Raw genomic sequence first — 22,406 nt, forward strand, 5'->3', positions numbered from 1 at the left:
TTAACTATCGATTGCACTTTTTACATACCATCCATCTATATGAAAACCGCCCATTTGTATTAACACATAATCCACTAATGCTTCATATCGTGCCATCATCTTTTCAGCATGGTCCTCTTGCATTGCTCTCATAAAAATTTCTTTAAAGTCAGCATCTGGAAAAGCCGACTTACTATATTTTTGCAGGTATATTGGATCTTCCAGATAGGCATGGATTTGATAGAAGGGTATCGTTTCTAGATTTAAAAACTGACAGTACGCTAAAAACAAAATGGCTAATGAGTGATGGTAGGTAAAGGAAAAGTCCTTTCTCTCTTGCTCATAACAATCCTTTAAATTGTCTAGTGCATCCCATAATTCATATTTTTTTATTTCTAAGAGCGTTTTATTCATTTGTTTATAGTTTTCTTTGAGGCGCTCTTCTGCTTCAAATTTCAAATCTTTTATTATTCCAGTATAATCAAATAAAATTCTACCTGTTTTAAATTGCACCATCGACATGGTTCTTCGTTTTTTAAAATCATCTTGGAAATATCCCCGAATTTGACCTGGTGGATTCGCAAAGTATTCAATTAAAAAGCCATCTATAACACGATTGCCCCTTTCCCTCCACTCCACATTATTTGCCAAAATAATATGGACATCGATATCAGAGCGTTTAGAAGGATTTCCAGTAACATAGCTCCCACAAACGAGTGCTCCTACAACTTCCTCTTTGTCTTGCCAATCTTTTAAGAATGTTTCTAAGGCTATTGTCCATTTTGCCATCAATCATTCACTTCCTTTTTCTTCTACAATACTATTCAAAAAATAGAAAATCTGTTTTACTTTCCACGTCATTATTCAATTTCTTTCACGGTTAATTTCTTTTGGTTAATTTCATAAGTAACTAACACATTTTTAATAATCGCTGTGTCATCATAGGAAAGGCTAGCTTCAAATTCTATCGTTGCATTTCCCTTCCATTTAAGATGATCCACATAGCTATAGTTTTCATGATCTGTTCGAATCCAAGTATCTAAACCTTGTTCAGCACCATATTTAACCCTAGAAGATTCAACTAACTCTGGACTTACCATACGCTCTTCCACGTTGATTACTTCGACAAATTCGCTTTTATTAGAATTGGTGACAATGGCGACTAACTTTTGATCAGGTGAAGGGATTATTTTTTTAATATACATAGAGGGGCTGGAGAAGCTGGAATACGCCTCTAGCACATCATCTTTTATCCGCCAAAGAACATTTTGGCTTCCGTAGTCAGAGTAATTATTGAATAAAGTAAAAAAGATACTCCCATCTGCTAATTTATATACATACTGACTTTTAAAGCTTCCTGATAAAATATCTACTGCAAAAATAGCCGCATTCGCAATTTTTTCGTTATCACTTTGTATAAAGGGCTGAATAGCCTTTAACGCCTTATTTCTAAACTTTTCATTATTATAGCTCTCGATCAATCTATTGATTGCAATATAGATATACTCCTCTTTGTCGCTATCTAGCGCTTTTAGAAATTTCTCTGCATCATACTCTGTAGCCGGCATTAATTCCATATCCTCTGCCGATAAATAACGAATATAAAGCTCATTATTTTGATGTTTATAGTAAGCTGCTGCTATTGTGGCAGTAGAAACGGAGCTTACGATCATCATACTTATTACCACAGCCAGCCATTTTTTAGAAAAACTTTTTTTCTTTACATCATGTTTGGCAGCTTCAATTAACTCTTCCTCTATTAATCCAAACTCTCGATATAGCTCCTCTTTTTTCATATCTGTATCCCCTCGCTTTCCAAATAAAATCTTAGTTTATTACGTGTCCTAAATAAGTTGGATTTTACTTTACTACTACTCATTTGAAAGTGTAAAGAGAGATCTTTAATAGAATAGGAGTACCAATATCTCAGAATAAAAATATTTCTAGATTGTTCATCTAGGGTGTATAAAAATTGGCTAATGTATTGTGCAACTTCACCAGCTTCATAGGATGTTTCTACTGTGTGAGAGGAAGCTAGACATTCTTCCAGCTCTGCGAGAATCATCTCAAATTCATTACTTCTCTTTTTTGCTGTATTATAGCTGTGCTTATCTAGCGCAATATTACGGATGATTCTCCCTAAAAAAATAGATAGTTTTCTTGGTATTTGTGGTGGGATTGTATTCCATGCAGCTAGGTAGGCATCATTTTCACATTCTTCAACATCCCTCAAATTTGACAAGATTTTTCTCGCAATTACTCTACAGTATGCTCCATATTTCTCCCTTGTTTCCAAAATAGCCTGCTGTGAGCGTTGTATATATAAAGCAACTATTTTTTCATCGTCCATTTGCTTTTTCTCCTTTTATGTACTCTTACTTATAAAGTAGATAATCCAAACAATTGGTTGCATGTAATGAAAAATTTCTTTAAAAAACCTTCCTTAATAAAAAAACCGTCCTTCTTATAAGGTACGGTTCTCAACATATTAAAATAAACCAGCTAAAAATGTTTGCATAGATGTTGGTAATAGCTGAAAGAATAAGCCCTCATATTTAATATCGAGTACACCTGCAATGACAACGATAACAAAAATTAATAATAGAAAGATTTTCTTATTTTTAGAAATCCAATTCAATAGATTCCACTCCTCTGACGTAATAGTAAGCATGTTAAGTATAGATGGATTGGGATGAAATAGCATCCCTATTAACTGCCTGTCACCTAATTTTACAATGCTACATAAACTAAAATGATACGCTACAAAAGAGAAATATGTAAGAAAGGAATGGCTATGGTCAATTTTAAATCTTTTCGAGGTGTCATCACTCAAATCAGTGATTTTCCTGTAGGGCAAAACGGGGATAAGAACGGTTGTTATAAAATGATGACCTTAGAAGATGGTGCTGGCGGGGTTGTCAATTTTATTATTTCTCCCTCCACCTATTTTGTTAATCGTGAAATTGTTACAACGGGTGAATGGGTAACAGGATATTATGATGGAGATGCACCTGTTCCAATGATTTACCCACCTCAATATCGTGCTTTAATTATTGTTAAAGATAGCAACTATCAAAATGTAAAGGTAGATTTTTTTAATCATCAATTGCTAAGTAGTGATGGACAATTACAATTAAAACTTTCCCCCACTACGGTTATCTCACTTAAAAATGGGCAGCCTTTTTCCAATAATCCTGCAAATCGAAACCTCATTGTCATTTATGGCCCTTCCACTAGAAGTATTCCTGCCCAAACCACACCGTACGAAATCATAGTTTGGTGTTAACCTCATCATTGAAATGAGCAACGGCTTAAACCTCACTATGAGAATTTAAGCCGTTTTTATCTGTTATTACTTATTCATATCGTCTTTCATTTCATGTAATTGCTGTTTAATTTGCTCTAGGCTTTCTTTATTTTGCTGCACAATATCCAAATGTTCACCATATTGCTCTGCATTGAAACGTGCATTTTCAGCATGCTTAATTTGATTGAAAGCATGTTCTAGCGCTATTTCCTCTGGATGTGATTTAGCATGCTTCAACAAACGATCTGCCTTTAGCACGGAGTTACTAAACAATATACTAGGGTGATCTTGCTTCCAACTTGTATCGGAGTGCTTAGCCAATGTATACATCTTCCCTTCTTAAAAAGTTTTCATTGTTCTAGATGTAGTATTATGAAGTGCCCCGAAAATATGTATGGAAGAAAATAACGCCAAGTTACAAAACACAATATTTCCCAGGCTATAATCAAAGAACTAAGGCTACTGCCTTAGTTCCCCCCTCAATGTAAAAATAGTTGTCAAATATAAATTAGTGCCAGGCAGTCCTCTCACTGGCTGGTTGCTTGCTACCTGTTTTTCCTTGTGTTTCAGCAAAGTTGTTAATCTGTGCTGAAGCTGAATCAAGCTCAAACTCAGCACCAAACTCCTCACGATGAAGTTTCTGACGCTGTTGGTTTGTTTTATTTGCACTTCTCGTACCATTTGTTGTTTTGTTACGATTTGTATTCATATTTGACATAACCATCCTCCATCGATTATTTGAAAAGCTTTAAAACTGTTTATGTGTTTTAGGAACTTTTCATTCTAAAGTTTGTCCAATGAGAAAAAAACAATGTGCATTATTTTTTTTATTTAGCTAAGTATAGTGTTGAGGCTTTTTCAATTTCTAATTGTTCGTAAGTCGCTTGCAATCTTATTTTCTTTCTGACTATAATACTTGTATACAAGTATACTCAAAACTAAAAAAGGTGATATTATGAGCGAATCTAAGGACTATTTATATCCACAAAAATGGCTTTCTAAGGCGTCAACAGGAGATCGCGTAGCATATGAACTTAGAATGCGCATTATTTCAGGCTTAATTGAAAGCGGTACCATTCTTTCTGAAAACAAACTGGCAGCTGATTTTGAAGTAAGTCGTTCACCCATTCGTGAAGCCTTAAGAATATTAGCTTCTGAAAATATCATTCGATTAGAAAAAATGGGCGCTGTTGTCATCGGTTTATCAGAAAAGGAAATAGAAGAAATTTATGATGTTCGTTTGCTGATTGAAACATTCGTGTTTGAACGTCTAATTAAAATGGATACAACGAACTTAGCAATGGAGCTTAGCAAAACATTAGAAATGATGAAGGTTGCCATTAAATATAGTGATGCGGACGAATTTTCTTACCAGGATGTTATGTTCCACGAGGCTATCATTCGCTCCATTGGACATTCCTATATCACAATGATTTGGAATAATTTAAAACCAGTAATGGAAGGCTTGATTTTGCTATCTATGCGCATGCGCTTTAAAGAAAAATATGAGGATTTCACTCGAATTGTGAAAAATCATGAACTATATATTGATGCGATTAGAGCCAAAGACCGAGAACTCATGATTAAATCCTTACATGAAAATTTTGATGATGTTCAAGGCAAAGTAGAAGATCTATGGCGTTCACAGCAAATGCTATCTAAAGGGGTTGAGCAACAAGATGACTAACTATATGTTAGGTGTTGATATAGGGACTACTAGCACAAAGGCCGTATTATTTAGTGAACACGGAAAGGTTATTCAACAAGAAAATATCGGGTATCCCTTATATACCCCTGATATTTCGACAGCTGAACAAAATCCAGAAGAAATCTTTCAAGCTGTACTGCAAGCCATTACCAGTATTATGAAAGTCCATTCCGACAAACCATTACTATTTGTTTCCTTTAGTAGTGCTATGCATAGTGTTATCGCTGTAGATGAAAATGACCAACCGTTAACACCTGTCATCACTTGGGCGGATAATCGTAGTGAAGCATGGGCACATAAAATTAAAGATGAATGGAATGGACATGAAGTTTATAAAAGAACGGGTACACCTATACATCCAATGTCCCCATTAAGCAAAATCACTTGGCTGGTGAATGAGCATCCCGAAATCGCTCATAAAGCAAAGAAATATATCGGTATTAAGGAATATATCTTTAAAAAATTCTTTGACCAATATGTTGTGGATTATTCATTAGCTTCCTGTATGGGTATGATGAACCTCCACACATTGGATTGGGACGAGGAAGCTTTAACCATTGCAGGTATTTCAAGAGCACAATTATCGACACTCGTACCAACAACTAAGTTATTTTCTAACTGCAATGTCCATTTAGCTAAACAAATTGGCATTGACCCACAAACACCTTTTGTCATTGGCGCAAGTGATGGCGTGCTTTCCAATTTAGGGGTGAATGCCATTAGAGAAGGTGAGATTGCCGTTACAATTGGGACAAGCGGTGCAATCCGTACGATAATTGATAAACCCAAAACAGATGTGAAGGGTAGAATTTTCTGTTATGCCTTAACAGAAAACCATTGGGTCATTGGTGGACCAGTAAACAATGGTGGTATGGTATTACGCTGGATTCGTGATGAGTTTGCCTCTTCTGAGATTGAAACAGCTAAAAGACTGGGTATTGATCCATATGAAGTGTTAACGAAAATCGCTGAACGTGTTAGACCTGGTGCTGATGGACTGCTATTCCATCCTTATCTATCAGGTGAACGTGCGCCTTTATGGAATCCAGATGTGCGCGGTTCATTTTTTGGTTTAACCATGTCTCATAAAAAAGAACATATGATACGAGCTGCCCTCGAAGGGGTTATCTACAATTTATATACTGTCTATTTAGCCTTACTCGAATGTATGGAAAGCCCTGTCACTCGTATTCAAGCAACAGGTGGTTTTTCACGCTCTGAGATTTGGAGACAAATGATGGCTGATATTTTTGAATCGGAAGTGGTAGTCCCTGAAAGCTATGAAAGCTCCTGTCTTGGTGCTTGTATTTTAGGCTTATATGCTATGGGAAAAATCGATTCCTTTGACGTTGTCGCTGATATGGTTGGTGACACTTATAAGCATACACCAATCGAAGAGGCGGCCAAAGAATATAGACAGCTACTCCCAATTTTCATTCGTTTATCTAGAGTGTTAGCAGATGACTATGCGTCAATTGCTCAGTATCAAAGGAGCTTAATTAAGCCTGACTAAAGAGGAGGAGAATACATGCCATTAGTTATTGTAGGTATTGGTATTATTGCGCTATTAATTTTAATAATGGGCTTTAAATTAAATACGTTTATCTCATTAATCATTGTTTCATTCGGTGTCGCACTAGCCCTCGGTATGCCTTTAGATGTTATTGTCAAAACAATTGAAGCTGGATTAGGCGGCACGCTGGGTCACTTAGCTTTAATATTTGGACTTGGTGCCATGCTAGGTAAGTTAATTGCGGATTCTGGTGGTGCACAGCGCATTGCCATGACCCTTGTGAATAAATTTGGGGAAAAGAACATCCAATGGGCTGTAGTAGCCGCATCCTTTATTATCGGTATCGCTCTTTTCTTTGAAGTAGGACTTGTGCTATTAATCCCTATTGTCTTTGCCATTTCAAGACAATTAAAAGTTTCTATTTTATATTTAGGAATTCCGATGACAGCAGCATTATCAGTCACACATGGATTTCTGCCACCTCATCCGGGGCCTACCGTCATCGCTGGTGAATTTGGGGCAAACATTGGTGAAGTATTGCTTTATGGCTTTATCATCGCCATTCCAACTGTCATTTTAGCAGGACCATTATTTACAAAATTGGCGCAAAAGTTAGTGCCTGAATCATTCAACAAAACTGGAAATATTGCCTCTCTAGGTGAACAAAAAACATTTGAACTAGAGGACACACCAAGTTTTGGTATAAGTGTTTTCACTGCATTACTACCCGTTATTTTAATGTCCATTGCTACTATTGTTACACTGTTACAAAAAACAGTTGGCTTTGAAGATAATGGCTTCTTAGCAGGTATCCGCTTTATCGGCGAAGCTGGTACAGCCATGCTAATCTCTTTATTAGTTGCTGTCTATACAATGGGAATCGCAAGGAAAATTCCTATTAAGCAAGTAATGGAATCATGTACAACAGCAATCTCGCATATTGGTATGATGCTCTTAATAATTGGTGGCGGTGGCGCCTTCAAACAGGTATTAATCGATGGTGGTGTTGGTGATTATGTAGCTGAACTCTTCCAAGGCATTACCTTATCGCCAATTTTACTAGCATGGATTATTGCCGCTATATTACGTATTTCATTAGGGTCGGCTACAGTTGCTGCTTTAACAACAGCAGGGCTAGTCATTCCAATGTTAGGTCAAAGTGATGTGAATCTTGCCTTGGTCGTACTGGCAACAGGTGCAGGAAGTTTAATTGCTTCCCATGTCAATGATGCTGGTTTCTGGATGTTTAAAGAATATTTTGGGTTAAGCATGAAGGAAACATTCGCTACTTGGACCTTGCTAGAAACAATTGTATCTGTGGCTGGTTTAGGGTTTATTTTATTACTTAGTTTATTTGTTTAAAAAATGTTAAAAAGGAGCAAGCACAATGTTAAATACAATAGGCGTTATTGGGTTAGGTGTTATGGGCAGTAATATCGCTTTAAACATGGCTAATAAGGGCGAGCAAGTAGCCGTTTATAATTACACACGAGATTTAACCGACAAGCTTCTACAAAAAGTCGAAGGACAGGCGCTTACTCCTTACTATGAAATTGAAGAGTTTGTACAAGCTTTAGAAAAACCGAGAAAGATTTTTTTAATGGTTACAGCTGGTAAAGCCATTGATTCAGTTATTCAATCAGTAGTGCCTTTCCTTGAAGAGGGCGATGTGATTATGGATGGCGGTAACTCTCATTATAAAGATACAGAGCGTAGATACGATGAACTAAAAGCTTTAGGAATCGGTTATTTAGGGATTGGTATTTCTGGTGGTGAAGTAGGAGCATTGACAGGGCCATCTATCATGCCTGGTGGCGATCAGGAGGTCTATGACAAAGTAGCACCTATTCTGACAAAGATTGCAGCACAAGTGAATGATACACCATGCTGTACGTATATAGGTCCTAAAGGCGCAGGTCACTTCGTCAAAATGGTACACAATGGAATCGAATATGCCGATATGCAACTCATTGCGGAAGCCTATACGTTTTTAAGAAAAAATGTAGGATTATCCGTTGAAGAAATTGCTACTATCTTTGAAACATGGAATCAAGGCGAATTGAAAAGCTATTTAATCGAAATAACAGCTGAAATTTTACGGAAAAAAGATGAGGTAACAGGATTACCGCTGATTGATATGATTCTTGATAAAGCTGGTCAAAAAGGGACTGGGAAATGGACAAGCCTGCAATCCATAGATAATGGAATTCCTACATCAATTATTACGGAGGCCTTATTCGCCCGCTATATTTCATCATTAAAAGAGGAACGAATTCGAGCAGAGGCAATACTATCTGTACCAAATTACAATCAGCAAAATCTAGAGAAGGATGTCTGGATTGAATACGTTCGCCAAGCCTTATACATGGGGAAAATCTGTGCTTATGCGCAAGGATTTACACAATATAAAATGACATCTGAGCTTTATGAATGGCATTTACCACTAAAAGATATTGCATTAATTTTCCGTAGTGGTTGTATTATTCGAGCAGAATTTTTAAATGTTATTAGTGAAGCCTATCAAAAGCAACCTTCACTAGATAATTTATTAATTGATCCATACTTTGCAGAAAAGACGAAGGATTATCAAAATGGATTAAGAAAAATAGTTTGTGAAGGCATCCAAGCAGGAAATGCATTCCCTTGCTTAAGTGCTTCTCTCACATATTACGATAGTTATCGAACAGGTTCATCTAATGCTAATATGTTACAGGCACAACGTGATTATTTCGGTGCGCATACGTATGAGCGAATTGATGCAGAAGGTGTTTTCCATACAAATTGGTAAGTAAAAAGCTAAAATATACATCATTCCCTCAATGATTGTATATTTTAGCTTTTTTATTCTAGATAAACATGTACTCGATTACGTCCTGCTTGTTTTGCCGCATACAATGCTTTATCCGCATTGTTTAAAAGCTGATACAATGTCTCTTGTCCTGTTGTACCTTCAGCTACACCACAGCTAATGGTAGCACGAATTGCTCCCTCCGTAGTCATAAGCGGTTGGGATTCTACGCTATTGCAGAGCAAATTAGCTAATGCTTGTCCCTCTGATAATGTATGGTCCTTGAGCGCAAGAACAAATTCCTCACCGCCATACCGTGCAAACAGTTCTCCTTTTTTCAATACACTCTGACAAACCTTTACGACATGAACTAGTAATTGATCACCAATAGCATGCCCATACGTATCATTGACGTTTTTAAAATGATCGATGTCCATTAAAATGACAGTAAAAGCCGATGATGCTTCTCCTGCCTCGCTGTAAGCTTGATTACATTGTTGGAAAAAGGCTCGACGATTATTGATTTGTGTAAGTTCATCATAATAAGCCTGTTGTTCTAATTGTCTTTGTAGCTCCTTTAACTCTGTAATATCAGTGAAAATGAGTAATAATCCCTTACCATGATTAACATGCTGTAGTTCTGTAATGCGCACTTGATAAGTATGATTCGAAAGCACAATCTCGATGTCTTGCGTATTCACCGCTGCCTCCAATGTAAAGGGCATCGTTTGCCCAGTTACTTCAAGCCATGCTTTCCTAATGTCCCTACCAATCATGGATCTGGTTAGCTGAGGGAATACCTTGCTGCAGGCTTGGTTAAACTCTATTAATCGTTCAGATTCATCTAACACAATAACCCCATCATTGATACTATGAAATATTGCATCCTTGGCAACAGGCATCACCCTAAATAACCGTGAGGAATTAATAGACCATAAATACAAAAATGAAGAAGCCCATAATACCATAGGAACAGGATCAACCCCTTGAGGTGTTAAGCCCAATAAATAGATGAATGCTGTTATCATAGGAATAAGTTGACCACACATTAGGGCAATTAATTGTTGCCGATAGGCCTTAGTAGTCTCTTTCCAATGGATTAATACTAATAAAAAAGATACGAACATACAGCCAAAAGTAAACATGCCATGAATGATATACCATATGCCAATTTCCTGATAAACATATGGCGTCCCTAATACAGGATCTATTTCAAATACTCTATAATGAAAATGGTGAATGTCATTTGTAGCAACCATAATTAAGCTAATAAAAGGGATGGCAAGAAGGGCCATTATCTTTTTCCTTGTTAGACGAAAACCCAGGTATTGCATGATAAACAATAATCCGAGAGGCGTTGAAAAAGCCATACCTACATATTGGATGGCTGTCCAAACCTTGATGGTGCCCAATGTTGTAGCGATTAAACCAAAAGCAGAGGCAAAACAATATACCGCAATTAATGCGGTATAACTAATAAACAATTGAGCAATTTTTGTATAATTGTAGCGTTGTAGAAATACGTATAAACATAAATACAAATTTAGTACACCTGATGTACAGCTAAGAGTAATGAAAGCAGTCAATTGCGAATTCATGTCTATGTACCTCTTTAAATTTTTAATTTTAATGTAGCATACATATAAAATTTTGTGGATTTATTTATTGATTAAATTGCATCTAAAAGTGAATTTTTAAGGAGTAACGAATATGATCAATAAGGACAACGCAGAAATCATTTTCTTTTCTGATTCAGTTGAAAATCTAACCCACCCTTTTTATAATAAACAAATCGTTTTTACAGGCGCACTTTCCACCATGACACGTTCCGAAGCCGCCAAACAAGTAAAAGCTTATGGAGGGTATTTACAGGGAGCTGTTACACAGCAAACGGATTTCGTCATTCTTGGTGATAAACGTCGCGGTATAAGCGCCAAGCAGCATAAAGCCGAGCAGCTAATGAGTCAGGGGCAAGACATTCAAATCTTGATAGAAGATGATTTTTTATGGCTTATTTCGATACCAAGGGAAATTGACAAGTAAAAAGAGTATGTAAGGTTGTTCTTCTTACATACTCTTTTCATATTTTTACTTTATCGGAACAACAATAGGCTTCAATGTATACGGCTCTTTTATCGGTTCTAATGCTCCTGTACTATCCTTAATTTTGTATACACCTACTACAGGGGTGATCATAATCGAGGTAGCTTGTTCATCAAAGTTGTTTGCAACAATACGAGGGAAATTTCCACGCCCTTTAAAATCAGTATTATGACTAGTTCCTCTAAAATGAATGACATTATAATCATTCCCTAAATCATCTGTCACAATATAGTCAATAAGAACTCCTCGCCAAGCTTCATTTTCTTTTTCCACCAAAACTTCTTCGGAAAGATAAAATGTCGTAGAGATAGGTGTTTTCGTTATTTTAAAAGCTTCAATTTTTATACCTTCCCCTTCTGTTTTCATACTATCCTTTTCCACCTTTATTGTTTCACTTTCAAGCTTCTCTAAAGTAAATTCAAATGCCCAGTCGCCTGCTACTGAATTATTTACATTATTTAAATCAACAATTTGATTTCCTTGAAAATTAATGTGAACTTCCTCGGGCTTTGAGCCTCTAATGAGTTCAAAAATATACAATACTGCATACTCATTGCTGTTTATCTTTTGAACCAAATAATTTGTTGAATAGCCGTCATATCGATACCTATTACCAAATTCCTCAGCAGTTAGTTCACGATTCTCACCATATAATACTGGCCTTTCTCCTAAATCCTTTTCACTTTTAATAGTGTAAGCAATCGTAATATTTTCGCCATCATATACAGCATCTGTAACGGTGACTTCAACTTCATTACTTTCTTGGCTCACTCCAACACTTGTAGAATAGTGATCATAATTGTTAAATACATACCTTTCATCATCAATAAACAATTCGAATATATTTCCGATAAACGGTAATTTTGCAGCAAATGTAGGAAATGTATAACCAAGTGTCATACTGAACGCAATAAAAAAAGTAGCTGCAACAATAAAATTTTTAATGAAATGCCTTTTCTTTTTGACCATCATGACATTTCTTTTAACTCTCTCTTTTTCAACCGTGCTCACTTCCATCGGCTCTATATTGATATCAAGATTTAAATCATTAAATTGTTTATATAGCTTTTTCATGTCATACTTCCCCCCAAACGAATTTGCTGTAATCGTTTTTTCCCACGATATAATCGATTATCGATAGCAGCTTTTGTTAAACCACAATGGATAGCAATTTCTTCGTTTTTCATATTTAAAAAGTATTTCATCGTAAAAATATCTCGGTCTAACTGCTCTAATTGCTTCATCATTATGAGCAATTCCTCCGTCGTTGTCTTGATTAAGTATTCCTCTTCAGCCGATATTGCGGCTTCACCTGTTTCATTTAGCTCATAAAAATATGGCGTTTTAGACAACCTTCTTTGTTGTGAAATGGCTTTAAACTTTGCTATCGTGCAAATCCATCTTCTAAAATCCTCTTTATCGCCTCTAAATTGTTTAGCATTTTCATAAGCCCCTAGAAATGTATCACTAATACATTCCTCTATTATTTGAGGATCATTATAGGATTTTAGAGCATTATAAATAATCGCTTTGACAATCCCCATATATTCATCAATGACATATTGAAGTGCTTCTTCCCGTTTTTTCTTAAGATGTTTTATAAAATTTTCATCTGTTACCCTCATGCAAACACCCTTTCTTCCACCAACATAAAGGATCCTTTATATAAAACATCGCTCAATCTTAAATTTCTTCTCATATTACGCAAAAATATTTATAATTTCAATTTTTTAACAAATATAAAAGGCTAAATCTCAATTGATTTAGCCTTTCTAATGTTTATATTAAGTTTTGGATTTTAGCAAATAGCATTGAGACACAAACTACTTGTTTACCTGAGGTGCTGGATAATCAAAGCCTTTTGTATCCACTTCTACCTTTTTCATTTGCTGATCTTCTAGTGGTTTATTTGTGGCGTCTCTCTCAACCGCAACAATGGCATCGACTGTTTCCATCCCCTCGATCACCTTCCCAAAAGCAGCATATTTCCCATCAAGATGTGATGCTTCCTTTACCATAATGAAAAATTGTGAGCCTGCTGAGTTTGGATCATCTGAACGGGCCATCGAAATAACACCACGTTCATGCTTCATATTATTTTCAAATCCGTTTAAAGAAAACTCACCATTAATCGTATAATCAGGTCCTCCAGTACCATTTCCCGTAGGATCTCCACCCTGAATCATAAAATCAGGAATAACACGGTGGAAAATAAGGCCATCATAGAATCCATCTTTTACTAAAGCAATAAAGTTAGCTACTGTATTCGGTGCTACAGTAGGCTCTAATTCAATAACAATTTTTTCATCATTGCTCATCGTAATCGTCACAATTGGATTTTCCTTCACCTTTGACGCATAATCCACTGCTTCTTGCGTTTCCTTAGCCGTGTTACTCTCTGTTTTATCACTATCCTTAGCTGTACCACAGCCTGTCAAAACAACAATAATGGCAAGTAGTGATAGCATAAAATACAAACCTTTATTACGTGCGAACATATCCTTTTCAACTCCTCTTGTTAAACATCAATTCATTATAAAACTATCCAATCTTTAGGACAAATCTAAGAGAGACAATGACAGGATATTCCTATCATCGTCTCTACTTTTTATTTCTACTCTATTAAAGTGGTATGTTGCAAAATGACAATATTCTCTGCTTACACATTTGGAATTTAGTTGTTTTATAAATGTGCATGACCTCAATAAATGATAATCCCTTTGTCTAAAACAGATTGATTTTGTACCTGATTTCCTAAAATATATAGCTTTTTTAAGTTAGGTAAATTCACTAATGGCTCTACATTTGAAATGGCGTTATTTTCTAAATGAAGCACCTCTATTTGTTGCCAATTTCCCAAGAAATTTAACGATTGTAGTGAACTATCTTGTAACGTGAAAGAACGCAAATTTGAAAAGCCAGCAAAGTAAGGCATGATCTTATCCACTTCTTGTACCCAATTGTCATTATCAATTTGAATCGAGACATCCTTCAAAGTTAAATGCTCTAGCACGTTGTTCGTAAATGGTTTACTATTCACTTGAAAATTACATTCATAACAGTTTAACGTTTTTACGTGCTGTAAATTGAATAAGTCATTGGTTTCTTCATAAAAGAGGGTCTCATTTAAATTGATTGTTTGCAAATCTGGTAGGTCATTTAATGAACGAATACCTTTAAGAATTCCATACTCCATGACTGTAAGCTGTTCTAGCTGTGGATATTTCAATAATTCTGCACCATTCAATTGGGATTCCGAACCGCTTATAGAAACCGTCAAATCTCTTAAAGCTGGTGCCTCTAACTTTGGTAAAAACGAACTCTTTAGTTCTGCTTTTTTCAAATGGGGTGCTACAATCGATGACATATCACCATGATAACCAGTTAACGATAACTCCGTTAGTGACGTTAGACTGTTCACAATATCCAATAATTCCACTTGACCAGGAGAGGCTAATCGTAGCTTTGTTAAAGATGACATATTTCTAAGCCTATCTAAATTGATTATATTCATGGATTCAAGATCTAAAGATTGTAGTTTAGGCATGTTTTGTATAAAATCAAGCGTTTTTAAATTTCTTACTGATGTAAGCTTCAATTCTTGTAATTGAGTCAGTGAGTAAAGTGGGCTAAAATCTGTAGCTTCACTAATGTCTATTGCTAACGACTCTAAATTAGTTAATGTAGACAGCCACTTTAAATCATTGATTGAGTTTAAGGACAGTGATTTCAGTGGTAATTTATTTAGAATCTGGAAATCCGTCACCTCTTCAGTCACATAAGATAATTCAAGTGATTGAAGATTAGGAAACTCTAATAATAAAGCAAGTTCATCATTACTTCTAATTTGGATAGAGAGCTCTTTAACATTTGACTTATCACTAAAATATTCTGCAATTTTACTAAATGATTCATTAAAGCTACCTGTATAACTTTTTAAGTTTTTAAGATGTTGGAAGCTTACTTTTTCACTTTGTGATATTTCATAATCATTCATGAGCTTTAAAACCGTTAATCCAGTAAAGGCCTCAAAGTCCTTTTGTTGGATTTCTTGCGTATTTAATATCTTATCCATAATGATATACGTAGAAATTTTAGCTTCCTTATTTGTAAAAGGATCTTCTAGACTATAATCAAAATGCCATTGTTCGTCAGAATAGTAGGCAGCCAAATATCGAATACTTGCCATCTCTTCTTTTGCTGGCATCGCCCCACCTTTATCAAAAATATCTTTTAAAAAGAACAGAAGAACTTCACTTTCAGGCATTGTTCGAACAGATATTTCTTCACGGTTTCCATGCTCTGTTTGATTACTGCTTAAAAGGAAATACCCAAGGAATACGCACATCATGATAATTGGTAGCAGAAGGAGCAGCTTTAAATTTGTTTTTGGACGGGATGTTGTATTAGGAGAAGCTGTTCCATAATAATTATTAATCGTTTGATCTACATAATAAACTTTATTCTCTTTTAACATGATTTCAGTATCACAAAAAGGACATTTGAATGTTTGCTCTTCTTTATATTCAATTTTCCCATTACAATTTGGACAATTTAATTTAATAAATTCCACTGGCAGCCCTCCCAACTCTATTTTCCATTAAGCTTAGTTGTCTAAAAAATAAATGTCAATATTTATGAAATATAGGCAAACTACCTGAGACTAAATCCGCAGTGCAGAGCCAGATTTTTTAAATTCTAACTTATTATATTTTTTCCTCTAATCTAAGAGAACCTAAGTCTAAATACGATTATGCATTTCCATCCTTAAGCTAAGCCAATTAACTATGTAGAAATAATGTAAATATGATATCTTTTTGCAAGGTAGTATTTTGGAAAGAGAGGATATTTATCAATGAATCAAAATAATTTCTGGCTTGATTTACCACGGCCATTTTTCATTTTAGCTCCTATGGAGGATGTGACAGATGTTGTATTTCGTCATGTCATTCAGGATGCAGGGAGACCTGATGTATTTTTTACGGAATTCACCAATACGACGAGCTATTGTCATCCAGATGGCTTAGATAATGTACGTAATCGCTTAGCTTTCACAGAAGATGAGCAACCCATTGTTGCACATATTTGGGGAGACAACCCAGAACATTTTCGTCAAATGAGTATTGGTATGAAGGAATTAGGTTTTAAGGGAATTGATATTAATATGGGCTGCCCAGTTGATAATGTAGCAGAAAGAGGTAAAGGAGCTGGCTTAATTCTTCACCCTGAACTAGCCGCAGATATTATTCAAGCAGCCAAAGCAGGTGGATTACCAGTTAGTGTTAAAACAAGACTTGGCTTTACGGATGTAGCAGAATGGCGTGAGTGGCTTACCCATATTTTAAAACAGAATATCGCCAATCTTTCTATTCATCTCCGTACACGGGAAGAAATGAGCAAGGTCGCTGCACATTGGGAATTAATTGCAGATATCAAAAAACTACGTGATGAAGTTGCTCCTCAAACATTACTGACAATCAACGGTGATATTCCTGATCGTTTAACAGGTCTAAAACTGGTTGAGCAATACGGTATCGATGGTGTAATGATTGGACGTGGTGTGTTTTCAAACCCATTTGCCTTTGAAAAGGAACCTAAAGAGCATAGCGCCAAAGAATACCTTAACTTACTATACTTACACCTTGATCTTCATGACCACTATGCCAAGGAATTCGAAACGCGTTCATTTAAAGCATTACAGCGTTTCTTTAAAATATATGTACGTGGCTTCAAAGGGGCTAGTCAATTGAGAGTTCAATTACTGAACGCAAATTCTACTGATGAAGTCCGTGAAATACTAGCTGCGTATATTGCCCTCGAACTAACGGAGTAAACCTTTATTATAAGTTGCGACAAATAAAGAGGATGTCAACGGCAGAAAAAGCAACTTTGCAAGGTGAGGGGTTGATTTCCGTTCGGCCAGCGTCCTTTCCAGGGGGCGTCCGATGAGCCGCTTCACTCACTTCCGTTCGCTCCAGGGTCTCCTCTGTGACGCTGGCTCCACTCCAATCAACCATGCTGCAAAAGTGGCTTTTCCTTATCTTTCATACTAGCTAGCCGTAGTAATCAAATTAGCCTATTATTTGTATGATTAGAGAAAGGATAGACTCTTAATTTCATTGCGAAGAAGTGATGAGTGTCAAAAACCCTCCATAAAATGGGTAGTGAAGACCTTCACTTTATTTGAAGACCTTTTCTAAAAAGTTAACATTTTGTAGGTTGGAGTGGAGGGCTACTTGACTCCCGTGGGATAGCGAGACAGGCAAAACTCTAAACGGAGCGGTAGCGGAGGAAGCGATTCGGCGCTCGCCCACAGGAAAGCAAGTAGCCTGTAACGGAAACCATTTTCACCTTTCACAAAAATTCTATTGATGGTTTTGTTTTTCAACACTAAGGGAGATTGGCTATAGCCAATCTCCCTTGTATTTGCTTTTACTTGTAATCATTGATTGGACCTTTATCCATTAGAACTTCTACCATATTAGAGGACCCCATCTTCAGTTGAGGTCTACGTTCTGAATTCGGTTCACTATAAAGCTCTAATGGACTGATAATCACGCCATCCGGAGTATTATGAAGTATTCCAGGCACACAGGAATAAATTCTATCATTATTATTGGCATTTTTAGCGAAAATAGTAACGGAGGTTCCATTATGATTATCTATACTCATGGACACCTTATACCTGTAGAATGAGCCTGTGCCATTTGATTGAGCGGAGTAAACGACAGGAACAACTGCCAGAACATTATTATTTAGTCTCAATTTGATTACTTCAGTTTTCGTTGATCCACCAGCTCTCCCAACATCCCCCATGTGTTCGACTACTCCGTTGCCAAAACTCCTCAGTGGAGGTGTTTTTTTCGCCCCAAACATAGCTACATCGATCTGCTGACCATCCTTTGTATAGACTAAAGCATATATATCGTAGTCAGTACCAGTTTTCCAAGATACCGTAGCAGTAATTTCAGGCGTTTTATCAATGATAACTGGCTTTTGACCTTTGGTAAGACTGACATTCCCCTTTACCTTTTCAAGATTTATCGGTGACAACATGTTTTGTCTATTTGTATTTTCCTGAACAGTTAGTGATTTATCAGGTTCTCTCGGTGTTTGTTTTTTTATAGTTGTAGATTCAGAAAGCTTGTTTTGTTCATCAGGTTCAACTTCAACACCGTAATTTTTACATAACCCCTCTAACCCAGAATCAAATCCACGCCAAATAGATCTCACCTTTGTCTGACTATTCCTTAGATATAATTCTAATACTACTATTCCATTCTCATTTGCGAACTTAGATGGCGCTAAATCGATAACAGTGCTATCAGTACATATCTCTGCCTTTAAATTTTTCACATTTGAAAAACCTCGGCTATTATCTTCTGTAAGTGTTATTGCTATTTTAGTAATACCTTCAGGAATTTTACTCATGTCAAAATTCATTTTATGTATTTTTATATTCCCTACATTCTCAGATGGTATCAGGGTAGCTGCACCAGATATGCTAGTTGGTTGATTATAAAATATAATTCCGTTATCTCCTTGTACCTTGTTTGCATCCGTTAAAAGAAATGCAGTTAACGAAATATCGACCAAATTAGACATTTCGTAGCTAATAGTAACACTACCTTTTTGGGAACTTATAACTGTATTTTCTCCCATCTGAAGGAATTGAATCATGTGAATCCCCCTTTTCCCCTTATTATTTATACACATCAAACAATTTTAAAGTTAATCTTCCAATAGAAAATTCGAGTAATATTTACAAAATCCTTCTTAAGGGGAATCGTTGGAAACAAATACTGACAACATATAAGGAAAACCAATCTAATTTCTCATAAAAACATTTTATGCTATGATGTTTAAATTGTGTCTACTAAGTAACACAGTTACATTCATCTAAGAAAGAGGTATTTATGCATCATACACAGTTATCCAAGCGACATTGGTTACTTATCTTAACACTAGCATTATTAACATTTGTTCTTGGGACAAGCGAATTTGTTATTGTCGGGATCTTAACTGATATTTCTTCAAGCCTTCATATGACAAATGCAAAAGCAGGCACACTCGTTTCTGCGTTCGCTATTACATTTGCCATAGCCACACCACTCGTGATGTCAGCAACAAGCCATTTTCCAAAGCGTAAATGGATGCTGTTTTTGATAGGTTCCTTCATTGCCTTAAATGCTCTGTGCGTAATTTCAACGAGCTATAGTATGCTCCTTATACTTCGGGTTATGACAGCGATTGTAACAGGCGTATTGATCTCTCTAGCCATGATTGTTGCAAGCGAAACCATGCCGACTAACAAACGCGGCCTTGCTATATCATTCGTTTTCGGTGGTTTCACACTGGCAAATGTAGTTGGCGTACCCATTGGAATTGTTATCGCCGAATGGTACGGCTGGAATGCCACTTTCATGTTAACCACTCTTCTCGGAGGGTTGGCGTTTGCGGCATCTTTTTTTGTCTTACCTACTCGACTCAGCCAAGTACGAAGCTCGATACGCGATCAATTTTCTTTACTAATCCAACCACGAATTTTAATTGCCTTTTTCATTCCTGCGCTTGGGTTTGGTGCAACCTATGCAGTCTTTACGTACCTTGTTCCTATTTTAAAGGGGATGGGTGCACCAAATAATTCTATCAGTTTAATCTTATTCGGTTACGGGTTTCTTTCGATTTTCAGCAACATTCTTGCCAGTAAAATTGCCAGTCACAATGCCATAGGTCGACTTCGGTTTGTTTTTCTCGTCCAAGCAATTGTACTGACAACTTTATTTTGGACGACAAATCATTTTATTTTAGGACTAGCAAACATCGGATTAATGTCACTAATGGCCATCCTCTTAACAACATCTACTCAGCTTTATTTAATAGATTTGGCCGAAATTTATAAACCAGATGCTAAAGGACTCGCTGCTTCTCTTATGCCAGTGGCAAGTAACGTAGGCATCGCCTTTGGGTCTGCATTAGGCGGAATTGTGTATCATCAAGGAAATTTGATGAATGTCACATGGGTCGGTGGTATAGTTGCCGTCTGTGCAAGTCTGCTAACTTTCTTTAGTTATCATTTAGATCATAAACAAAAGAAAATGGCATAAAGATGCACTTTAGTAAGAATATAAATCAAACAGACCCATTCGCATAAAGTGAATGGGCCTGTTATTAAAACAATTACTTGTGATACGAATCTTCATAATAAGGAAGGCTATTTCAAAGAATTATCCTGAAATGAGATGTTTTTCTTTCATTGGTCCAACTTTATTTAAAATGATTGCACCAACCATTTGAATAATCGTCTTCACAATAATTTGCCCCAAAATAGTGGCAGGTACCGCTTCCCATGGCAATATATTGGCGCCAAGTGGACTTAAGCCGATTACTACGAAAATTGCAGAATCTAGAAAGCCTCCAACAATTCCACTGTAGAACACACGCCAAGCCATTGGTAATTTTAATCGAGTATAGATTTCTGTATCAGCCGTTTCAGCGACAACAAATGATAGCGCTGATGCTACTACAATCAAAAGTGTATCTCCCAGTAGGAATGATACCACTGCTGATAAAATTAAAGCTGTAATAATAAATACATACGTTTTTGCTCTACCATATTTATTTTGTACTAGGTCACGAAAAATAAAGGTCGCCCCAATTAAAAGTGTCCCCATTGGAACAATAAACATACCAAAGTGCAATGGTGCAAATGCTGCCGTTACCACATTAGCGATAACAATAGATAATAAATAAAATAATACGCTCATACTATTACTCCTCAAGTAAATTTAAAAGCTTTTTCGTAATGGCACACTATACACCTCTTTTATTCCCCCAAACAAGGGCATGTAACTGTGGCAGTACTTTAACATCTCTTAATTCTTCATCTTTCATTACTCTATCAATCAGCGCATGATATTTATCCAATAAATGCATAATTAATTGTGAATTATCAGTTGTCGTGAGATCATCATTACCGACTTGAAGATAAAAAGGAATCATTGGATATCGATGGTGAATTTGTTTAGCATAATCGTAATCCTCTTGATTAAAAACGACTATTTTGAGGGATACATGGTGATTGCTGTTTCGATCTTTAAGTTTTTCGAAGATATAAGAAAGCACAGAATAGTCTGTGGTCATTCCAGAACTAGGTGGCTTTGGTGAAATTGTCAGTTCATCAATCTCATACATCCATTTCTGCCACCTACTCCCCTGTGTTTCTACCCCGATTTTCATGTCATTTTCTTTTAAAATGGCAATGAGCTCTGCTAAATTCGGATTGAGTGCAGGATTGCCTCCTGAAATCGTGACAAATGAAAAACCATTGCCCCCCAGTCGTTTCAACTCAGCCCAAATCTCTTCCGCTGTCATTTGGACAATAAGATGCTTTCCACTGCCATCCCACGTAAACGATGAATCACACCAAGAACAGGAGTAATCACATCCTGCAGTTCTCACAAACATGGTCTTCTGGCCAACGACCATTCCCTCACCTTGAATTGTTGGTCCAAAGATTTCAATCACAGGTATCTTACTCAACTTCCATCCACTCCCGTCTCGCTTCTGCATAGCTTGTCGGAGTTTCATAAAGTTTGATAAACTCTACACGCGCACCGTTATATCCTTCATCAAGCAAGGCCACTGTCAACTTTTCGTAAATCCACACAACTATATTCTCTGCCGTCGTATTCATAGGTGGAAGTGTTTCATTTAAATAGCGGTGATCTAAATGAATCTCTATTTTTTGTTTCCATATTTCTTTTATATCGCCAAAATCAATCAGCAAACCACGTTCATCTGTGTAGCCACTCAGCCCTAATACTACACGATAGGTATGACCGTGCAGATTTTTACATTTCCCTTCATAATCATGTAAATGATGAGCAGCATCGAAGGTAAATTCCTTGCTTACGAGAACACGCTTTGCATGATAGTTCAATTGATTTCTTTGAATATCCACATCAATTTTTTGAAGTCTCTCGACGATTTTAAAATCTGACATGCC

At 36.4% G+C, this 22,406-nt stretch carries 23 protein-coding genes; 8 read left to right on the forward strand and 15 right to left on the reverse strand.

The window, feature by feature from the left end; translation table 11 throughout:
- The 4 genes from MHB40_RS24975 to MHB40_RS24990 all read right to left on the reverse strand — a co-directional run bounded on the left by MHB40_RS24975 (position 1) and on the right by MHB40_RS24990 (position 2,617).
- A complete protein-coding gene (locus MHB40_RS24975; RefSeq protein ID WP_342533645.1) occupies positions 1 to 768 on the reverse strand; it encodes a nucleotidyltransferase domain-containing protein in 768 nt (255 codons plus the stop codon).
- Positions 769 to 839: 71 nt separating this feature from the next.
- The gene (locus MHB40_RS24980; RefSeq protein WP_342533646.1) at positions 840 to 1,775 is read right to left on the reverse strand and encodes a hypothetical protein; all 936 of its coding nucleotides are present in this window, start codon (positions 1,773 to 1,775) and stop codon (positions 840 to 842) included.
- Entirely contained in the window at positions 1,772 to 2,329 is a 558-nt protein-coding gene (locus tag MHB40_RS24985) for a sigma-70 family RNA polymerase sigma factor (RefSeq protein ID WP_205446246.1), read from the reverse strand. The genes MHB40_RS24980 and MHB40_RS24985 overlap by 4 nt, the downstream gene beginning before the upstream one ends.
- A gap of 138 nt (positions 2,330 to 2,467) precedes the next feature.
- Positions 2,468 to 2,617, reverse strand: coding sequence for a hypothetical protein (locus MHB40_RS24990; protein WP_243456363.1), 150 nt, complete (start codon positions 2,615 to 2,617; stop codon positions 2,468 to 2,470).
- A 156-nt stretch (positions 2,618 to 2,773) separates the two neighbouring features.
- Between MHB40_RS24990 and MHB40_RS24995 the strand changes: the two genes are divergently transcribed.
- Positions 2,774 to 3,265 (forward strand): hypothetical protein, encoded by a 492-nt coding sequence (locus MHB40_RS24995; protein ID WP_342442078.1) that lies wholly within the window; start codon positions 2,774 to 2,776, stop codon positions 3,263 to 3,265.
- Positions 3,266 to 3,331: 66 nt separating this feature from the next.
- Here the strand turns inward: MHB40_RS24995 and MHB40_RS25000 are convergent, their stop codons facing one another.
- Together MHB40_RS25000 and MHB40_RS25005 are read right to left on the reverse strand one after the other, a co-directional pair.
- Entirely contained in the window at positions 3,332 to 3,607 is a 276-nt protein-coding gene (locus tag MHB40_RS25000) for a hypothetical protein (protein WP_342442079.1), read from the reverse strand.
- 187 nt (positions 3,608 to 3,794) lie between these two features.
- Positions 3,795 to 4,004, reverse strand: a complete 210-nt coding sequence (locus MHB40_RS25005) for a hypothetical protein (protein ID WP_205446249.1) — start codon at positions 4,002 to 4,004, stop codon at positions 3,795 to 3,797.
- Positions 4,005 to 4,241: 237 nt separating this feature from the next.
- On the opposite strand from MHB40_RS25005, the gene MHB40_RS25010 reads away from it, so the two are divergent.
- From MHB40_RS25010 to gnd, 4 genes are read left to right on the forward strand one after another with little or no spacing between them, the layout of a single operon-like run.
- Positions 4,242 to 4,973 (forward strand): GntR family transcriptional regulator, encoded by a 732-nt coding sequence (locus MHB40_RS25010; RefSeq protein ID WP_205446250.1) that lies wholly within the window; start codon positions 4,242 to 4,244, stop codon positions 4,971 to 4,973.
- The gene (gene gntK / locus MHB40_RS25015) at positions 4,966 to 6,507 is read left to right on the forward strand and encodes a gluconokinase (protein WP_342442080.1); all 1,542 of its coding nucleotides are present in this window, start codon (positions 4,966 to 4,968) and stop codon (positions 6,505 to 6,507) included. The genes MHB40_RS25010 and gntK overlap by 8 nt, the downstream gene beginning before the upstream one ends.
- Positions 6,508 to 6,522: 15 nt before the next feature.
- A complete protein-coding gene (locus MHB40_RS25020; protein ID WP_342442081.1) occupies positions 6,523 to 7,869 on the forward strand; it encodes a GntP family permease in 1,347 nt (448 codons plus the stop codon).
- Positions 7,870 to 7,894: 25 nt separating this feature from the next.
- Entirely contained in the window at positions 7,895 to 9,295 is a 1,401-nt protein-coding gene (gene gnd / locus MHB40_RS25025) for a decarboxylating NADP(+)-dependent phosphogluconate dehydrogenase (protein WP_205446253.1), read from the forward strand.
- Between the two features lie 53 nt (positions 9,296 to 9,348).
- Here the strand turns inward: gnd and MHB40_RS25030 are convergent, their stop codons facing one another.
- Complete coding sequence (locus tag MHB40_RS25030) at positions 9,349 to 10,893, reverse strand: histidine kinase N-terminal 7TM domain-containing protein (protein ID WP_205446254.1); 1,545 nt, start codon at positions 10,891 to 10,893, stop codon at positions 9,349 to 9,351.
- Positions 10,894 to 11,005: 112 nt separating this feature from the next.
- On the opposite strand from MHB40_RS25030, the gene MHB40_RS25035 reads away from it, so the two are divergent.
- Complete coding sequence (locus MHB40_RS25035; RefSeq protein ID WP_205446255.1) at positions 11,006 to 11,338, forward strand: BRCT domain-containing protein; 333 nt, start codon at positions 11,006 to 11,008, stop codon at positions 11,336 to 11,338.
- A gap of 45 nt (positions 11,339 to 11,383) precedes the next feature.
- On the opposite strand, the gene MHB40_RS25040 is transcribed toward MHB40_RS25035, so the two are convergent.
- The 4 genes from MHB40_RS25040 to MHB40_RS25055 form a co-directional block, all read right to left on the reverse strand.
- Positions 11,384 to 12,472, reverse strand: a complete 1,089-nt coding sequence (locus tag MHB40_RS25040; protein ID WP_342442082.1) for a DUF4179 domain-containing protein — start codon at positions 12,470 to 12,472, stop codon at positions 11,384 to 11,386.
- Positions 12,469 to 13,023: a sigma-70 family RNA polymerase sigma factor gene (locus MHB40_RS25045; RefSeq protein WP_205446257.1), complete on the reverse strand. Its 555-nt coding sequence runs from the start codon at positions 13,021 to 13,023 to the stop codon at positions 12,469 to 12,471. Before MHB40_RS25045 ends, MHB40_RS25040 begins: the two co-directional genes overlap by 4 nt.
- Before the next feature lie 198 nt (positions 13,024 to 13,221).
- Positions 13,222 to 13,896, reverse strand: coding sequence for a peptidylprolyl isomerase (locus MHB40_RS25050; RefSeq protein ID WP_205446258.1), 675 nt, complete (start codon positions 13,894 to 13,896; stop codon positions 13,222 to 13,224).
- 203 nt (positions 13,897 to 14,099) lie between these two features.
- The gene (locus MHB40_RS25055) at positions 14,100 to 15,971 is read right to left on the reverse strand and encodes a leucine-rich repeat domain-containing protein (protein ID WP_342442083.1); all 1,872 of its coding nucleotides are present in this window, start codon (positions 15,969 to 15,971) and stop codon (positions 14,100 to 14,102) included.
- Between the two features lie 282 nt (positions 15,972 to 16,253).
- On the opposite strand from MHB40_RS25055, the gene MHB40_RS25060 reads away from it, so the two are divergent.
- On the forward strand, positions 16,254 to 17,231 hold the full coding sequence (locus MHB40_RS25060) for a tRNA-dihydrouridine synthase (protein WP_342533647.1): 978 nt from the start codon (positions 16,254 to 16,256) through the stop codon (positions 17,229 to 17,231).
- 599 nt (positions 17,232 to 17,830) lie between these two features.
- Here the strand turns inward: MHB40_RS25060 and MHB40_RS25065 are convergent.
- Positions 17,831 to 19,078 (reverse strand): TerD family protein, encoded by a 1,248-nt coding sequence (locus MHB40_RS25065; RefSeq protein WP_342442085.1) that lies wholly within the window; start codon positions 19,076 to 19,078, stop codon positions 17,831 to 17,833.
- Positions 19,079 to 19,314: 236 nt separating this feature from the next.
- On the opposite strand from MHB40_RS25065, the gene MHB40_RS25070 reads away from it, so the two are divergent.
- Positions 19,315 to 20,505 (forward strand): MFS transporter, encoded by a 1,191-nt coding sequence (locus MHB40_RS25070; RefSeq protein WP_205446262.1) that lies wholly within the window; start codon positions 19,315 to 19,317, stop codon positions 20,503 to 20,505.
- Positions 20,506 to 20,625: 120 nt separating this feature from the next.
- On the opposite strand, the gene MHB40_RS25075 is transcribed toward MHB40_RS25070, so the two are convergent.
- The 3 genes from MHB40_RS25075 to queD are packed head-to-tail and all read right to left on the reverse strand — an operon-like array spanning position 20,626 to position 22,403.
- Positions 20,626 to 21,165, reverse strand: coding sequence for a VUT family protein (locus MHB40_RS25075; RefSeq protein WP_342533648.1), 540 nt, complete (start codon positions 21,163 to 21,165; stop codon positions 20,626 to 20,628).
- A gap of 46 nt (positions 21,166 to 21,211) precedes the next feature.
- Entirely contained in the window at positions 21,212 to 21,940 is a 729-nt protein-coding gene (gene queE / locus MHB40_RS25080) for a 7-carboxy-7-deazaguanine synthase QueE (protein WP_342533649.1), read from the reverse strand.
- Positions 21,933 to 22,403: a 6-carboxytetrahydropterin synthase QueD gene (gene queD / locus MHB40_RS25085; protein WP_342533650.1), complete on the reverse strand. Its 471-nt coding sequence runs from the start codon at positions 22,401 to 22,403 to the stop codon at positions 21,933 to 21,935. The genes queE and queD overlap by 8 nt, the downstream gene beginning before the upstream one ends.
- Positions 22,404 to 22,406 lie beyond the last annotated feature (3 nt).

Source organism: Lysinibacillus sp. FSL K6-0057, assembly GCF_038630885.1.
GTDB lineage: Bacteria > Bacillota > Bacilli > Bacillales_A > Planococcaceae > Lysinibacillus > Lysinibacillus fusiformis_F.

Coding starts and splice junctions, on each gene's coding strand:
- MHB40_RS24975 (WP_342533645.1), bottom strand. CDS start 768: ATGGCAAAATGGACAATAGCCTTAGAAACATTCTTAAAAGATTGGCAA.
- MHB40_RS24980 (WP_342533646.1), bottom strand. CDS start 1,775: ATGAAAAAAGAGGAGCTATATCGAGAGTTTGGATTAATAGAGGAAGAG.
- MHB40_RS24985 (WP_205446246.1), bottom strand. CDS start 2,329: ATGGACGATGAAAAAATAGTTGCTTTATATATACAACGCTCACAGCAG.
- MHB40_RS24995 (WP_342442078.1), top strand. CDS start 2,774: ATGGTCAATTTTAAATCTTTTCGAGGTGTCATCACTCAAATCAGTGAT.
- MHB40_RS25005 (WP_205446249.1), bottom strand. CDS start 4,004: ATGTCAAATATGAATACAAATCGTAACAAAACAACAAATGGTACGAGA.
- MHB40_RS25010 (WP_205446250.1), top strand. CDS start 4,242: ATGAGCGAATCTAAGGACTATTTATATCCACAAAAATGGCTTTCTAAG.
- gntK (WP_342442080.1), top strand. CDS start 4,966: ATGACTAACTATATGTTAGGTGTTGATATAGGGACTACTAGCACAAAG.
- MHB40_RS25020 (WP_342442081.1), top strand. CDS start 6,523: ATGCCATTAGTTATTGTAGGTATTGGTATTATTGCGCTATTAATTTTA.
- gnd (WP_205446253.1), top strand. CDS start 7,895: ATGTTAAATACAATAGGCGTTATTGGGTTAGGTGTTATGGGCAGTAAT.
- MHB40_RS25030 (WP_205446254.1), bottom strand. CDS start 10,893: ATGAATTCGCAATTGACTGCTTTCATTACTCTTAGCTGTACATCAGGT.
- MHB40_RS25035 (WP_205446255.1), top strand. CDS start 11,006: ATGATCAATAAGGACAACGCAGAAATCATTTTCTTTTCTGATTCAGTT.
- MHB40_RS25040 (WP_342442082.1), bottom strand. CDS start 12,472: ATGAAAAAGCTATATAAACAATTTAATGATTTAAATCTTGATATCAAT.
- MHB40_RS25045 (WP_205446257.1), bottom strand. CDS start 13,023: ATGAGGGTAACAGATGAAAATTTTATAAAACATCTTAAGAAAAAACGG.
- MHB40_RS25050 (WP_205446258.1), bottom strand. CDS start 13,896: ATGTTCGCACGTAATAAAGGTTTGTATTTTATGCTATCACTACTTGCC.
- MHB40_RS25060 (WP_342533647.1), top strand. CDS start 16,254: ATGAATCAAAATAATTTCTGGCTTGATTTACCACGGCCATTTTTCATT.
- MHB40_RS25065 (WP_342442085.1), bottom strand. CDS start 19,078: ATGATTCAATTCCTTCAGATGGGAGAAAATACAGTTATAAGTTCCCAA.
- MHB40_RS25070 (WP_205446262.1), top strand. CDS start 19,315: ATGCATCATACACAGTTATCCAAGCGACATTGGTTACTTATCTTAACA.
- MHB40_RS25075 (WP_342533648.1), bottom strand. CDS start 21,165: ATGAGCGTATTATTTTATTTATTATCTATTGTTATCGCTAATGTGGTA.
- queD (WP_342533650.1), bottom strand. CDS start 22,403: ATGTCAGATTTTAAAATCGTCGAGAGACTTCAAAAAATTGATGTGGAT.